The organism is Bradyrhizobium sp. B124 (assembly GCF_038967635.1).
Taxonomy (GTDB): Bacteria; Pseudomonadota; Alphaproteobacteria; order Rhizobiales; family Xanthobacteraceae; genus Bradyrhizobium.
In genome coordinates, this window is record NZ_CP152413.1 from 5134075 (window position 1) to 5149823 (window position 15749).

Below are 15749 nucleotides of genomic sequence, written 5' to 3' on the forward strand. Positions count from 1 at the left end.
TCTTCGAGTATCATGGTTCCAGACCGGCCGCCAAGCGGCGTGTCGAATGGCTTTCGCGCCGCACGAATCCCTCGGTCGCTTCCGCGCGCTCATCCTGCGCCGGCCTATTTTCCTTCGAAGACAAGTGTCGGCGGCTCGATATCCTTCTCGAAGGCTTCAGCGGTGTTGACAAAACCGCGCTGGGCGTCCGCGCCGTTGTAGAGCTCCACCGCGACGTCGAGCATCACGAGATCGGCCGCAGCCGCCCCTCCGCTCGACCACGCCTTGAGCAGGGTGCGCGTCGCAGCATATGACCTGGTCGGCCCGGTCGCGAGCTGGCGGGCCAATGCCGTCGCCGTCGCCGACAGATCGTGCTCGGCCACCACATGCGTCGCAATTCCGAGCGCTCCGGCTTCACGTCCGGAAATCGGCTCGCCAAGCATCGCAAATCGCGATGCGCGCGCCCGACCGGCGCGCTCCGCGATCCGCTGCAAGGCACCTGCGATCGGCAGCATCGCGGTCGTGACCTCGACGCAGCGGAAGGTGGCGTTCTCGGCCGCGACCAGAAAATCGCACGCCAGCGCCAGTTCGAAGCCGCCACCGAAGGCAATCCCCCGCACGACGGCAACCGTCGGGATCTTCAGCATCTCGATCGCACGATAGGAGACGTTGACGTCCGCGACGAATGTTCGGAACCAGTTGATGTCCTTGCCCGGCCACTCCCGCACCTCACCGCCGAAACTGAAGTGCGGCCCCTCGGCGCGAACCACCAGCACACGAATGTCGCTTTCGCTGGCCTGGTGCACGGCGGTGCGCAGGGCCTCGGCGAAGCGCAGGTCCAGTCGATTGAATGGCGGATTGGCCAGGACGATATTTCCGATGGCGCCGTCTCGTTCAAAGCGGATCGTCTTCATGGTCACGTTCCCTTCTATGAGATGTCAGGCCGGACGCCGGTCAGCGGACGAGGGAATGATCGGCAGCAGCAGATGGGACGGCCGCTCCGCGTCGCGGTAGATTTTGTGAGTGACGGTCCTGCTGCTGCAGACGTGGTACGGGATGTACTCGACGTTGGTCATGGCTCCCGTCCCGGTCGGAACATCCATGGACGTGATGTCGAGGCAGATGCGGTGACCCGCCTTGAACTGGTTCGCAGTCGCGAGGATCTGGATCTGATACTCGACCACCTCACCCGGCCTGACCGGCGCGATCGCATCCTGCGTCAGCTTGTGGAACGGCTCCCACGGCTTGGAACGCTTTTCGTCGAGCGCGCGATAGGATGCCTTCAGCCACCCCCGCGTCAGCTCGCGCTCGGGTAACGTCGACGGGACATCCCGCTCGCCTTCGCGCGCGGTCCGAACCGAAACGTCGGGGCCGACATCCTTGAGCACGACGATCCAGTTGGTGTCGTCCTGGTCGATCGCCGCGTGGAGCGTCAGTGTGATCGGGCCGGCGACGGTGACGTCATGCGGCAACGGCTCGGTCATGTAGCGCAACCGCTCGATCTTGGTCGTGCGCGTGACGGGCATCTGCGTGAAGACGTCAGGCTCCCGTGCCGAAGCTCCGACCTCGGAGGCCGGCCGTGGCGGCTCGGTCGACAGCGTCTCCCAATGCGAGAGATAGTATTTGGTCCACTGCGTCTCCGGCAGCGGCCAGTTGGTTCCGGTTCGCCACTCGTTGGCCCCCATCAGCCAATAGCGCACCGGCGGCTCCTTCATGATGCCGGTGTCATGCCCCTTCAGCCAGTAGTCATACCATCGGATGATCTCGTCGTGATATTGATGGAACGGCCGCTCGAGATGGGCCGGTCCGGTGAACAGCAGCTTCTTGGGTGCATCGACGTTCTGGAAGTAATGCTGCGCCCCGAGCCAGTGCAGCTTGTAGGTGTAAGCGTAGGCGCCCGAGCCGGTATAGAATGGAATCTTGATCTTCTTGAAGACCTCCTCGGCGCGCTCGACGGTGCCGTCGATCTCCCACGGGTGGGTCATCATGAGATACATGACGAACGTCCGCTGCCCTTTCTGGGTGAGGATGTTGTAGAGGTTGATGTACTGCTTGAAGTCCGGATTCTGCATCGCCCGGCGCCAGAGCGCTTCTTCCGCGGCGGGCAGCTCGGCGGGACGGTCACGAGACTCGTGGACCGTGCTGAAGACATCGAGCAAATACGGGAAGCTGTGCAGCACGCCGCCCGGATTGAAGTCGCGGAATCCGAACATGCCGCCATACGCGCTGCACGCGTCATAGGGGAAGATCGCCTTGAGCGCAGGATGTCCCTGGGCTGCGGCACGCCACTGTTCGCCGGCATAGCCGGAGATGCCGACCATCCCGACCTTGCCGTTCGACCAAGACTGCTGCGTGATCCACTCGATCAGGTCGTAGTGATCGGTGTCCTCATGGCCATAGTGCCCTTCCGACTTGGCTGAGCCGCGCGGCTGCGCGATCACATGGACGTAGCCATTGGCGATGAAGCGCCTGGTATCGCCGGCCTCGATCGGACCGAACCAGAGCGGCGCATGCGCCGGCTGCGGCGGCAGGATGTCCGCGATGTCGGGTCCCTGGATGTCCTTGTTGTGCAGCGCCGACGCGTACAGCACCGGGTACTTGCCGGTCGCATCCGGGCGGTAGACGTCGACCGCCAGCCGGGTGCCGTCCCGCATCACGACGCTGATGTCCCGCTCCTCGATCATCGTTTCTCCCCGGCGTTTCCGCGACGCTTTCCGTCGAATTCGACCATCACAAGCGGAGAGGCAGGCCTCTCCCTCTGGCCGCACCAACCATCGCACTCTACTTTACGATCGTAAAGTATAATTTTGACGCCGTGGGGACGTCAAATGGAACGGTGTGTCCTGCAGGTGGAACAATTGACGTCGGCAAACGCCGACCGATCCGTGCAGGAGGCCGCCAGCGCATTCGCGCAGCGGCGATAGGGAAAGCGCCTTCACGCGTTCGGGCATCATGGGAAGTTCGCGCAACGGGCGCCCGGTCACGTGAGCGGTTCGGCGGCGGCGTCACCGGTGATCTCAGCGAGAACACCAATCGCTGGCCTCATCCGCGGCGACAAGCTCGCGTTCGGCTGCTTAACCTCCGACACCGGACTTTCGATAGCCTGGTAGACTTCGCGCAGTAAGCATTGGTTTCGACGAGCAGATTCCCTATCCTCCGAATGGGCCATGATCGTGTTCCGCAAAACACGAACAACGAGTCAAGCGATGAAGGAGCCGGGTGGATCGCCCTGAAGAATGGCCCTTCCGCCCAATGAATGAGGCCGCGCTCGACAGTCAGAAGAAGCGGGGCACGCTACTTGCACACGCGACGACTTGGACGAACTCGCACGCGCCCCCTTTGTTGAGAAAGCGATATCATGACCAAGAACGTGAACCTCGTCAGCCATCCCCTCGTCCAGCACAAGCTCTCGCTGATGCGCGACAAGGATCGTTCCACCAAGGGGTTTCGCGAGCTACTGAACGAGATCGGAATGCTGCTCTGTTATGAGGTCACCCGGGATCTGCCCCTGGAGATGGTCGACATCGATACGCCACTCGCTGCAATGAGGACGCCCAAAATTGCGGGCAAGAAACTCACATTCGCTCCGATCTTGCGGGCGGGTGTCGGGTTTCTCGACGGAATGTTGGCGCTCGTCCCATCAGCACGCGTCGCGCACATCGGCCTTTACCGGAATCCGGAAACACTTCAAGCCGTGGAGTACTTCTTCAAGGCGCCGCAGGATGTTTCGGAGCGCATCGTGATCTTGCTGGATCCAATGCTTGCTACGGGAAATTCCGCCAGCGCGGCGGCCCGCCTGCTCAAATCGCGAGGCGCGCAAGACATTCGGTTCGTCTGCCTGCTCGCAGCCCCCGAAGGAATTGCCCGATTCCAGGACGAGTGTCCGGACGTTCCGATCTGGACCGCTGCCATCGACGAAAGACTGAATGATCACGGGTATATCGTGCCAGGCTTGGGCGATGCAGGAGACAGAATGTTCGGCACCAGGTGAGCCGACGGCAGCGCGTTCGTGCTGAAGCGTGAACAGATGCCGTTTGTAACGGCACACGACGCCCGATGCTCAGTCGGACCCGTTTGCCAACAGTCGAGCGATGACGGCAACCGGCCCGCCACCTGGGGGTCCCTGATGTTCGGCTCCGCCGGAAACATACACCGCGCTGGTCCCCGACAAGCCGCTGATCAATCCGCCGACGGCAGCGCGAGCGTGCCGGGTTGAGCTGATGTCAGTATCCTCAAGCATGATGTGACGAAATCCGCGGATGCTCCCGTTCGGCGCGGCTTCCGCCTTGGCAAAGATATTGACGAGCTGCCGCGACGCCGGCGGCGGCCTGGAGGCGTCGTCGATGTGCAGCCCCACGCTTTTCAACGCATCGATCACCGCTGCCGAATCAATGGCGTCGTTCATCACGGCGTGTCCGATCTCGAATGGAGCCGCCGACGACGTCGTATTGCCGAGCACGATGACCACGTTGTGCATCAGTTCGATGCCCGCCGACGTGGAGGCGACCGACGAAAACAGATCGAACCGCCGGAGAACGTGTTCGTCGTCAATCTCGCTTTCAACCTCGCCAAGCGCGACGGCCACGCCCAGCGCTGACGCGCCACGGGAATACGCCATCGAACCGTAAGCGCTGTTGGTCACGGTCTCATGCCCCCGCGCCACCGCTGCCTCGATGCGATCGCTGGTCAGAAGCGGGCACTTGATCTGCACAAAATGAACGTCTTGCGGATCGACGATCCCAGCGTCGGCCATGGCGGCAGCCACTGCCCCGGCGGTTTCCCTGATCTGCACATCGCGACCGATCTCCTCGGGCAGGAAATCCCGCGTCTGTGCCATCCCGATGCTAAGGCGTTTCCCGGAGATACCTGAATCGTGATTGGCGGCACCGTCGCGCGTAAACACGGTGATATGTGGACTGAGCACACCTTCCGTCCCACCCGACATCACGAACGCAATCCGCTGCTCAACGCGATGCGGCGGCAGATCCAGATAAGGCGCCAGGGCCGCACGGAGAGCTGAAACGGCGAACTCACGCGTGAAATCGTTGACGCCACCATTGCCCTCAGTCTTCCCCAAGATCGCGACGATCGACTTTGGATCGATCTTGCCTTGCTCGATCAGGCTCAGCAGGCCGGAGACATCACCGGGGCCCTTGGTGGAAATACGAACGACGTCGACCGATTTTGTACGCATGCTCTTTCCCCGGACATCTTCGGGCTCGCGAAAAGATATGGCAAGCCAAAGCGTCTCCCGGCGCCTGCGGGCACGGCACCGGTTTTGATCGCATCGAGATGGCTTTGGCAAAGGGATCGACCTTCAACATCGCCTCGATCGCCTACGTCCGGAACTCAAGCCTCACAGACGGCGTGCCTGGCAACTGACCTCCGATCTCGGTCGAAGCGGCGCGGTCGACCTCGTCGGCCGGCGGAATCTGCCCAATTTTTGTCCGGCCTGTCGCAAGATTTGGCACATCTGTTGCATCGAATTCCGGGTCGCGTGCCGGAGCGGCAATGTCGTTCAAGATCCCTGGCAAGCCTACGCGGAATGGTGCGGATGACGACGACGGCGGCGCTCGAACTCGTGCAGTTGACCAAGATGTACGGCGGCGTCACCGCCGTTGACGCCATCAACCTCAAGATTCCCCCCGGCTCCTATTGCTGCCTGCTCGGGCCGTCCGGCTGCGGCAAGACATCGACGCTGCGCATGGTGGCCGGCCACGAATCGGTCACTTCAGGCGACATCCTGGTCGGGCCGAAGAATGTAACCGGCCTGCCCCCTGCCGATCGAAGTACGGCGATGATGTTCCAGTCTTACGCCCTGTTCCCTCATCTCTCGGTCATCGACAACGTTGCGTTCGCCTTGAAGATGAAAGGCGTCGCCAAGGCTGCACGCCATGCCGAGGCCAACAAGTTGCTGGAGCTCGTCGACATGCAGCCCTATGCGGCAAGGCTGCCAGGCCAGCTTTCCGGAGGCCAGCAGCAGCGAGTCGCACTCGCGCGCGCGCTGATCACCTCTCCTCAAATCCTGCTCCTCGACGAACCGCTGTCGGCGCTCGATCCGTTCTTGCGGCTGCGGATGAGAGCCGAGTTGAAGAAGCTGCAGCGCGAGCTCGGGCTTACCTTCATCCATGTGACGCATGGTCAGGACGAGGCGATGGCTCTGGCCGATATCGTGGTTCTCATGAACGCGGGCCGGATCGAGCAGCAGGGTTCGCCGCGTGAAATCTTCAACCACCCTCGAACCGAATTCACGGCGAAATTCATCGGCGGCCACAATGTCCTTGCTGTGGGTCCCGAGACCTTCGCCGTTCGGGTTGACCGGCTGATGCTGAAGCGACCGAGCGAAGCTGTCGCTGGTCCATCCGTTGCAGGCACCATCAGCGAGGTCGAATACCAGGGGACCTATGTCCGCGTTGTCATTGCCGTCGAGGGTGGCTCCGAGATCTCGGCCCAGGTCACGGAAACCCAATTCGACGTGGCCAACTACGCTGTCGGTGAACGTGTTCTCGCCACATGGGACCCGACGCAGGCCAGCCTTCTCAAAATCACGAGTTCTGTAATCGCCCGATCGCCTGAAAGGGCGGCGTGACACCCAAGGAGACAATCATGAGCAAATCCTCGAAATTCGATCGTCGCGTTAGCCGTCGCACCATGCTGAAGGGCGCGGCCGGAGCGGTCGGCCTTGCCGCGGGTTCGGGCGCAATTACTGGATTTCCCTACGTCCATTCGGCAGATCCGAAGGTTCTGCGTTATCTCGGAACGGCGGTGAACGAAGGTGACGAGATCTCGAAGAAGTGTCTGGAAGATACCGGAATCAAGATCGAATACATCACGGCAACCACCGACGACGTCACCAAACGCGTGATCACCCAGCCGAACTCGTTTGATGTGCTGGATACCGAGTATTTCTCGCTGAGGAAGCTGGTCCCGTCGGGCAACATTTTTGCGCTGGACGCCAGGAAGATCAAGGAATTCGACAACATCACCCCGGTGTTCACCAAGGGTCAGCTGCCGAACGGCAAGAAGATCGGTGATCAGGGCACCGCGCCGTGGAAGGTGCTTTATCTCGAGGGTGCAAACTCCAAGACGTTCTCAAAAACGCCGACCGAATTCGTGACGCTGATCCCGACGGTCTACAATGCCGATACGCTCGGCATCCGGCCGGATCTGATCAAGCGGCCTATTTCATCGTGGACCGAATTGCTCAATCCCGAATTCAAGGGCAAGGCCTCGATTCTCAACATTCCGTCGATCGGAATCATGGATGCTGCGATGGTGGTCGAAGCCAGCGGTCAGCACACCTATGCCGACAAGGGCAACATGACGAAGGCCGAGATTGATCTCACCATGAAGATCATGACGGAAGCCAAGAAGGCCGGCCAGTTCCGCGCGTTCTGGAAGGATTTCAACGAATCCGTCAACCTGATGGCCTCGGGTGAAACCGTCATCCAGTCGATGTGGTCGCCCGCGGTCACCAAGGTGCGCTCGATGGGGATCGCCTGCACGTTCCAGCCGCTCAAGGAAGGCTATCGCTCGTGGGCGTCGGGGTTCTGCGTATCGAAGGCGGTTACGGGGCCAAAGCTCGATTGGGCCTATGAATTCGTGAACTGGTACTTGTCGGGTTGGGCCGGCGCCTATCTCAACCGCCAGGGTTACTATTCGGCTGTGCTGTCCACTGCGAAGGCCAACATGACGGCGGACGAGTGGGGATACTGGATGGAAGGCAAGGCCGCCGTCAGCGACATCAAGGCACCCGACGGCACGATTCTCGAGAAGGCCGGCACCAAGCGCGACGGGGGATCCTACGAAGACCGCATGGGCGCGGTCGCCTGCTGGAACGCCGTTATGGACGAGAACGATTACATGGTGCGCAAGTGGAATGAATTCATCGCCGCCTGATGCAATCCAAAGGAGGACAAGGCGTTTGACAAGTCCTGCTGCGCCATCACCGCGATTCACCGTTCGATGATGCAAGACCGCAAGACCTTCGTTGCCTGGCTCCAGGCTGCACCGATGATGCTCGTTTTCTCGGTGTTCTTCCTCTTGCCGCTGCTTCTTGTGACGATTGTCAGCGCCTGGGACTACAACGAATATGAAATGATCCCGGCCTTTAGCCTGCGTGGCTACGGCGACACGTTCGAGGGATGCATCGCCGATCTGCCCAACCTCTGCACCATCTTGAAGACCTATCTGAAGACGTTGAAATTGTGCCTGCTGACCTGGAGCCTGACCCTTCTGATCGGCTTCACCGTCGCCTACTTTCTCGCGTTCCACGTCCGGTCCAAAACCTGGCAGATCGTACTTACCTTGCTTTGCACCATCCCGTTCTGGACGTCGAACGTGATCCGCATGATCGCATGGATTCCGCTGCTTGGCCGGAACGGCTTGGTCAACCGGGGGCTCGAGGGCGTGGGACTGATCCGGCAACCGCTGGAGTGGCTCTTGTTCTCGGAGTTCTCCGTCGTACTTGCCCTCGTTCACCTCTTCACATTCTTCATGGTGGTGCCGATCTTCAACTCGATGATTCGCATCGACAAGCGTTTGATCGAAGCCGCCTATGACGCCGGCGCCACCGGATGGCAGACCCTGGTCAACGTCGTTATTCCGCTGGCAAAACCCGGAATCGTCATTGGTTCGATCTTCGTGATCACGATCGTAATGGGCGATTTTGTCACGATAGGCGTGATGGGCGGCCAGCAGATTGCATCTGCAGGCAAGATCATCGAGACGCGCCTGAATGCGCTGCAATTCCCGGCCGCCGCGGCCAATGCGGTCATCCTGCTCGGCATCACGATCCTGATCATTTCGGCGCTGACCCGAATCGTCGATGTTCGCAAGGAGCTGTGAGATGAACGAGAAGCGATCGCGATCCTTCTATCTTCTCGCCGCATTCTTCACCGCTTACGTCCTGTTTTTATACGGACCGATGTTCGCGATCTACATCCTGTCGTTTCAGGGGCCGGATGGCGGCCTGACATTCCCCATGAATGGTGTGTCCCTGGTGTGGTTCGGCAAGGTGTTCTCCGGCTCAGGCATCGTCGACATCGCTGCGGCTTTCAGGCGATCGCTTCAGCTCGGCCTCGTCGTCATGGTGCTTACGGTCGTCCTCTCGGTTTCGGCAGGCCTGGCCTTCCGCAGATCGTTCCGCGGCGCGACCTTGCTATTCTATGTGGCCATTGCCAGCCTGATCATGCCATCGATCATTACCTCGCTCGGCATCGCCCTGGAATTCCGGCTGCTTGACGACTTCATCATCAAGAGCGGCGCCGCGGATTGGACAACGGCAATGGGGCTTTTTACATCGGGCCTCGGTGCGCATCTGACCTGGACCTTGCCATTCGGTCTCCTGATCATGTTTGCGATCTTCAACAGGTTCGATAGCCGGCTTGAAGAAGCGGCACGCGACCTGGGCGCCACGCCGTGGCAGACATTTCGGCATGTTGTGCTGCCGATCATATTGCCATCGGTCGTCGGTATCGGCCTGTTTGGGTTCACCTTGTCCTGGGACGAGCTCGCGCGCTCGAGCCAGACCATCGGCCCTGTCAATACACTGCCCCTCGACCTGCAGGGCCTGACGACCACCGTCACGAAGCCAGATATCTATGCGCTCGGAACATTGACGAGCGCCGTTTCCTTTCTCGTGATCTTTCTGGCGCTGGTTGTCATTCTTGTGCTTCAGGCCCGGCAGAGACGTCATGGATCGGACGCGGGCAAGGGGCTGGTGTAAAATCCTCACACGCATCCGGATCGTCGAATGGCATCGCCGCCTTGACCGGGAGAGAATGGCCGGGCCAGCGACGCCATTGCAGCCGTGAGAGCCGAGATTGCCGTCATCACGATTTCGGGCAAGGAAGACGCCGGCTGACAATTCGCAGCCGCCGCTTGGATGTGAATGGCGAGGAGATCGTTGATGAGCGACGCGAACAACTCGAACCACCTGCTCGACGACGAGAGCTTTCTGCGGCACTCGTTCGCGGTTGCGCGCCGCGCGATCGGCAATGGCAATCATCCCTTCGGCGCCGTTCTCGTGAATCGCGAAGGCAGCGTCCTGCTCGAGGCCGAGAACGGCTTCATGCCGTCGCGCGACGGCACGGCCCACGCCGAGCGACTGCTGTCGACCCTGGCATGCACGACGTTGTCCGCGGAGGTCCTCGCGACTGCGACGCTGTATTCATCCGCCGAGCCGTGCGCCATGTGTGCCGGCGCGATCTACTGGGCCGGCATCGGCCGCGTCGTCTACGGACTGGGCGAACACCGCTTGCGCGAGCTGACCGGCAATCACCCCGATAATCCGACGCTCGATCTGCCCTGTCGCAATGTGTTCGATAGCGGTCAACGCACAACCGAGGTCGTCGGCCCGTTGCTTGAAGACGAGGCCGCGGTCGTGCACGAGGGCATCTGGACCCGATAGTCGCGCAGCGACCCTGCCGGCCGGAATCCCGCCGTGCAGGAACGTGAAAAGTGGCGCCGCGGTGTGTCGCGGCGCCACCAGGAGCCACCCGTGGAACGGATCGGGTGGATCAGAACTTCACAGAGATACCGGAGTAGAGCGATTCTTCGGTACAGGAATGGTTGCTGACGCCTGGGGCTACGTTACAGACAACACTCTTGGCGTGATCGAGGCCGAACTTGTTCTGCCAGTAGCGATAGGCCACCCAGACGTCCACGAAATGTGAATACTTCGGACCCCAGAGCGCCTTGCTCGCGTCGAAGGTCAGACGGATCGGTTCGGAGTTGAGCTCGACCGCCGTGCTGACGTTGGTGACCGGATTGAACGCCATCGGTTCGTTCTCGGTGCCCTTCTTGCCGTACCAGCCTGCGCGACCACTGATCGAGAAGTACTGCATGTTCTCGGGCAGGAAGCCGAGATCCATGTAGTAGTTCACTTCGACGGCCCAGGTCGGGTTGAACTTGGTATTGCCATCGCTGATGCAGCTCACGCCGGGCACACCCGGGCCGAACAGACCGCACTGGTCGAACGCGTTGTGATTGGAGAACTCGTAGTACATCAACGGCGACACGTTGATGTAACCCTTGTACGGAAGATTGAATTCGAACTGGAGGCCGGCGACGACGTCACGCTTGGCGGGCGCCAGGAAGTTGTTTTCCGTGTTGGCGTCCATGCCGATTTCGAACGAGATGTTGTTCAGCGGCCCCATGCTGAACGCCTTCGTGTTGAAGATCTGATTCCAGCCGAAGGTCGAGCGGAACAGGCCGTAGATCTCGGTCGCGCCGGCGCAGGTTGCCGGAGCTCCCGTGATGGTCACGCCGACATTCGAGCACGGTGACGCCGGGTCGTTATGATCCGACTTGTACATCGAGATCGTGAAGAAGTTCTGGCCATAGGCCCAGATATCGAAATGCGTGAACGAGTAGACCTGTTTGGCGGTCTTTCCGTTGATGCTGCCGTCGGGGCGGACGGAGAATACGCCCGGATCAGTGCCGGAGAAGATGTAGGAGTAGGTCACGCGGTCGTCGATGACCAGGAAGAATGGCAGATCAGCCGCCGGCTTGGGTGCCTTGACTGGCAGATCTGCGGCGCTTGCAAGGTTAGCGACCGGCATCAACCCCAATGATAGTGCCGCGGCCGACAAGGTTCGGCGGATGTTGAACATTGTGAAAGACCCCCAGGAGTGAACGCGACGAATTCGTGCTGATGCAGGAGCGTGGCGCAGCTTCGGGGCGAACGGGAAGCCCGAAGTTTCTCCACGCGCTGACGCGTGTTTGATCAGCAACCTCCGCGAGATCAGTTTGGTTGGGCCGGTCCTGTAGCGGTTGACGGCCGCAAAATTCGCTTCGACAGAATTCTGGATTTTTCGAATTATGCCCATCATTGCTAGACTTCCGCGACATTTGCGCACAGCGCGGGGACGTACCGCCGGGACGCGGGAAATCCGCTGGAATCCAGCAGCGACACGCTGCTCAACTTTGCGTCATCGTTGACCGCTCCACTTTCGAATTGGATCGACAGTCACATTTCTGCAACAACTTCCACGGACGTGGAAGCAAGGCCGATTGACCGTCGACCCCGCAAATTTACGGAGCGATTCAACCGTGCCGAAGCCTTGAGCAAGCACTGGCGCTTTTTCCCTACTTACGCGTGCGTGAAAACTGGCCCACTATTGCGGCTCCTCTCTCCACGCATGCGATATCCCGGGATGCCAGACACGACATCTGCCGCGCAGCACACAGGTGCCACGCCGCTTCTGCAGACGGTCGGCTTGACCAAGCGCTACGGTTCGTTTCTCGCCAACGACAAGATCGATCTCGATATTCGGCCGCAAGAGATCCATGCGTTGCTCGGCGAGAACGGCGCCGGAAAATCCACCCTGGTCAAGACGATCTACGGCCTGATCCAGCCGAGCGAGGGCGAGATCCGCTGGCAGGGCAGGACGATCGTGCTGTCTGGGCCATCGGATGCGCGCGCACATGGAATCGGCATGGTGTTCCAGCATTTCTCGCTGTTCGACAATCTGACGGTCGCCGAGAATGTTGCGCTCGGCCTCGACGGCAAGGAGCCGTTCAAGGACATGTCGGCGCGCCTCGAGCAGGTGTCGCGTACATACGGACTTCCACTCGATCCGAAGCGGGAGGTCTGGCAGCTTTCGGTTGGCGAGCGGCAGCGTATCGAGATCGTGCGCGCGCTGATGCAGAATCCACAGTTCCTGATCCTCGACGAGCCGACAGCCGTACTGACACCTCAGGAGGCCGATCAGCTCTTCATCGTGCTCAACCGCCTCAAGGCCGAAGGCCGCGCGATTCTCTACATCAGCCACAAGCTGGACGAGGTGAAGCGGCTCTGCGACACCGCAACGATCCTGCGCGGCGGACGCAAGGTCGAGACCTGCAATCCCAGGGCTGAGACCGCGGCGTCACTTGCGCGCATGATGGTCGGCGGCGAGATCATGGAAGTGAAGGCTGCGGCGAGCCGCCAGATCACCGTGCCTCGCCTGCTGGTCAACGATCTCAACCTCGCACCCGACGATCCGCACGGCATACGGCTCGAGCACATCTCGTTCGAGCTCCGCGGTGGTGAAATTCTAGGCATCGCCGGTGTTGCCGGTAACGGACAGGACGAACTGTTCGCAGCCCTTTCCGGCGAGCGGCTGGCGAAGGACCCGGGCACGATCGTGATCGACGGACACGCGGCCGGTCACCTGTCAATCACCAGGCGCCGCAAGCTGGGTGCGGCCTTCATCCCGGAGGAACGGCTCGGCCACGGCACGGCGCCGCGCATGCGGCTCTCGGAAAACGCCCTCCTGACCGGCCACGCCATCGGCAATATGGTGCTTCATGGCTTCGTGAACACGGCCGCAACCCTGAAGACCGTCGACCGCACCACCGAGACTTTCGACGTGCGCAAGGCCAAGCGCGACCCGGAAGCGGCGAGCCTGTCGGGCGGCAACCTGCAAAAATTCATCGTCGGCCGCGAAATCCTGCGCGATCCCGTCGTGCTGATCGTGAACCAGCCGACCTGGGGCGTCGACGCGGGTGCGGCCGCCGTGATCCGGCAGGCCCTGCTCGATCTTGCCGCAGGCGGCGCCGCGGTGCTGGTGACGAGCCAGGATCTCGATGAACTTGCCGAAATCACCGACCGCATCGCCGTGATGTTCCATGGCCGCTTGTCGGTCCCCGTGCCAACCGCCGAAGCCAGCCGCGAGACGCTTGGCCTGCTGATGGGCGGCAGCAGCATCGAAGCTCCGGAGACACCTCATGCAACTCGTGCTTGAGAAGCGCGCCGAGCGTTCGGCCACGATCGCGCTCATCTCGCCGCTGATCGCAATCGGGCTGACGATCGCCACCTTGTGCATCGTGTTCGCAGTGCTCGGCAAGAATCCGATTGCCGCGCTCGCCGTCTACTTCATCGACCCTCTGACCGACGGCTACTCCCTGCAGGAAATCGCGGTCAAGGCAACGCCGCTGGTCATGATCGCGATCGGCCTGTCGTTGTGCTATCTCGCCAACGCCTGGAATATCGGTGCCGAAGGCCAATTCCTGATCGGCGCGGTGGCCGGGAGTTGGCTCGCGGTGAAGACCCAGGGCACCGATGCCGGCCACTGGGTGTTGCCGGGGATGCTCGTGCTCGGCGCGGCCGCGGGCGCGCTCTACGCACTGATTCCGGCGATCTGCAAGGTGCGGTTCGGCGCCAGCGAGATCCTGACCTCGCTGATGCTGGTCTATGTCGCCGACCTCCTGCTGGACTATCTCGTGCGCGGTCCCTGGCGTGATCCGCAAGGCTTCAACTTTCCGACCACGGCCGAGTTCGATCCGGTGGCGACCGTGCCGACGCTGATCGAAGGCGGTCGGCTGCATCTTGGCTCGATCATCGCTCTGCTCGTGGTGGCCGCCGGCGCGGTGCTGCTCGGCAGGACCATCAAGGGCTTCGAGATCCGGGTCGTCGGCGCCGCGCCGCGGGCAGCGCGGTTCGGCGGGTTCAACGCCAATCAGCTGGTGCTGCTGACCTTTGCAATCTCCGGCGCGCTGGCCGGGCTCGCCGGCATCATCGAGGTGGCTGGCCCGGTCGGCCATCTGCAGCCGGGCATTTCGCCGGGTTATGGCTTCACTGCGATCATCGTCGCCTTCCTCGGGCGACTGAACCCAATTGGAATATTAATTGCAGGATTGTTCCTCGCATTGACCTTTATCGGCGGCGAGCAGGCCCAGATCGCGATGAAAATCCCGTTGGACGTCACCAAGGTGTTCCAGGGCATTCTGCTGTTCTACGTGCTCGCCTGCGATTCCCTGATCCTCTACCGCTTTCGGCTTATTTCCTCATCGCCAAAGGTGCAAAGTGGGGCTCATTGAGGCCATCATCCTGTCGGTGCTGGCGGCTTCCACGCCGCTGTTGCTCGCAGCCACCGGCGAACTCGTGACCGAGCGCTCGGGTGTGCTCAACCTCGGCGTCGAAGGCATGATGATCGTCGGCGCCGCCTGCGGCTTCGGCGGCGCGTGGCTCTCCGGTTCGATCATCGTCGGCGCGCTCTGCGGCATGGTCGCCGGCATCCTGATGTCGCTGATCTTTGCGCTGATGGCGCTCGGGCTCGCGGTCAACCAGGTCGCGACGGGCCTCGCGCTGACCATCCTCGGAATCGGATTGTCCGGCCTGATCGGCGCCGGCTTCGTCGGCGAACGCATCACGCCGGCGCCGCATCTCCACATTCCGGGCCTCAGCGACATTCCGCTGGCGGGGCGAATCCTGTTTGGAGAAGACGGATTTGTCTATCTCTCGATCGCCCTGGTGGTCGGCGTCTGGTGGTTCCTGTATCGGACGCGGGCCGGGCTGATCTTGCGCGCCTGCGGCGACAACCACGTCTCCGCCCATGCGTTGGGCTATCCGGTGCTCCGGATCCGGCTCTATGCAGTGATGTTCGGCGGCGCCTGCGCCGGGCTTGCCGGCGCCTATCTGCCGCTCGCCTACACACCCTTCTTCATTCCCGGCATGACGGCAGGCCGCGGCTGGATCGCGCTGGCCTTGACGGTTTTCGCGAGCTGGCGGCCGGCCCGGCTGGTCGTCGGAGCCTACCTGTTTGGCGCCGTCACCATTCTTCAGCTCCACGCGCAAGGCGCCGGCATCGGAATTCCATCGCAGTTCATGTCGTCGCTGCCCTATCTCGCGACCATCATCGTTCTGGTTCTGCTCTCTCGCGCGCGCACCGGCGGCTCGACGGCGCCCGCTGCGCTCGGAACCGTATTCGTGCCGGACCGCTAGCTTGATGTCGGTACGTGCCGCGATGGGGCGCCCACGTTCCGAACTATGGTTTCCCCGTTTG

At 61.6% G+C, this 15749-nt stretch carries 13 protein-coding genes; 9 read left to right on the forward strand and 4 right to left on the reverse strand.

The features are described 5' to 3' along the window. Positions 1-104: 104 nt before the first annotated feature. Together AAFG13_RS24480 and AAFG13_RS24485 are read right to left on the reverse strand one after the other, a co-directional pair. A complete protein-coding gene (locus AAFG13_RS24480) occupies positions 105-893 on the reverse strand; it encodes an enoyl-CoA hydratase/isomerase family protein (protein ID WP_342708487.1) in 789 nt (262 codons plus the stop codon). 24 nt (positions 894-917) lie between these two features. Beyond that, on the reverse strand, positions 918-2663 hold the full coding sequence (locus AAFG13_RS24485) for a CocE/NonD family hydrolase (protein ID WP_342708488.1): 1746 nt from the start codon (positions 2661-2663) through the stop codon (positions 918-920). Positions 2664-3334: 671 nt separating this feature from the next. Between AAFG13_RS24485 and upp the strand changes: the two genes are divergently transcribed. Then, on the forward strand, positions 3335-3970 hold the full coding sequence (gene upp / locus AAFG13_RS24490; RefSeq protein ID WP_092122268.1) for a uracil phosphoribosyltransferase: 636 nt from the start codon (positions 3335-3337) through the stop codon (positions 3968-3970). 69 nt (positions 3971-4039) lie between these two features. Here the strand turns inward: upp and AAFG13_RS24495 are convergent, their stop codons facing one another. After that, positions 4040-5173, reverse strand: coding sequence for a ring-opening amidohydrolase (locus AAFG13_RS24495; RefSeq protein ID WP_342708489.1), 1134 nt, complete (start codon positions 5171-5173; stop codon positions 4040-4042). A gap of 360 nt (positions 5174-5533) precedes the next feature. Between AAFG13_RS24495 and AAFG13_RS24500 the strand changes: the two genes are divergently transcribed. From AAFG13_RS24500 to AAFG13_RS24520, 5 genes are all read left to right on the forward strand, one after another. Next, positions 5534-6568, forward strand: a complete 1035-nt coding sequence (locus AAFG13_RS24500) for an ABC transporter ATP-binding protein (RefSeq protein WP_212316724.1) — start codon at positions 5534-5536, stop codon at positions 6566-6568. A gap of 17 nt (positions 6569-6585) precedes the next feature. Continuing rightward, entirely contained in the window at positions 6586-7878 is a 1293-nt protein-coding gene (locus tag AAFG13_RS24505) for an extracellular solute-binding protein (RefSeq protein ID WP_212316722.1), read from the forward strand. A 66-nt stretch (positions 7879-7944) separates the two neighbouring features. Next, positions 7945-8826 (forward strand): ABC transporter permease, encoded by an 882-nt coding sequence (locus tag AAFG13_RS24510; protein ID WP_342708490.1) that lies wholly within the window; start codon positions 7945-7947, stop codon positions 8824-8826. Position 8827: 1 nt separating this feature from the next. Beyond that, a complete protein-coding gene (locus tag AAFG13_RS24515) occupies positions 8828-9706 on the forward strand; it encodes an ABC transporter permease (protein WP_212316720.1) in 879 nt (292 codons plus the stop codon). 183 nt (positions 9707-9889) lie between these two features. Continuing rightward, complete coding sequence (locus AAFG13_RS24520) at positions 9890-10390, forward strand: nucleoside deaminase (RefSeq protein WP_212316718.1); 501 nt, start codon at positions 9890-9892, stop codon at positions 10388-10390. A 109-nt stretch (positions 10391-10499) separates the two neighbouring features. Here AAFG13_RS24520 and AAFG13_RS24525 read toward each other — a convergent pair whose 3' ends face one another. Beyond that, on the reverse strand, positions 10500-11543 hold the full coding sequence (locus tag AAFG13_RS24525; protein ID WP_249132044.1) for a hypothetical protein: 1044 nt from the start codon (positions 11541-11543) through the stop codon (positions 10500-10502). Between the two features lie 594 nt (positions 11544-12137). On the opposite strand from AAFG13_RS24525, the gene AAFG13_RS24530 reads away from it, so the two are divergent. Genes AAFG13_RS24530 through AAFG13_RS24540 form a run of 3 tightly spaced genes read left to right on the forward strand, consistent with a single transcriptional unit; the run spans position 12138 to position 15688 of the window. Further along, entirely contained in the window at positions 12138-13709 is a 1572-nt protein-coding gene (locus AAFG13_RS24530; protein WP_342713386.1) for an ABC transporter ATP-binding protein, read from the forward strand. Beyond that, positions 13693-14784, forward strand: coding sequence for an ABC transporter permease (locus AAFG13_RS24535; RefSeq protein ID WP_342708491.1), 1092 nt, complete (start codon positions 13693-13695; stop codon positions 14782-14784). The genes AAFG13_RS24530 and AAFG13_RS24535 overlap by 17 nt, the downstream gene beginning before the upstream one ends. Then, positions 14771-15688 (forward strand): ABC transporter permease, encoded by a 918-nt coding sequence (locus tag AAFG13_RS24540; protein ID WP_212316714.1) that lies wholly within the window; start codon positions 14771-14773, stop codon positions 15686-15688. Before AAFG13_RS24535 ends, AAFG13_RS24540 begins: the two co-directional genes overlap by 14 nt. Positions 15689-15749 lie beyond the last annotated feature (61 nt).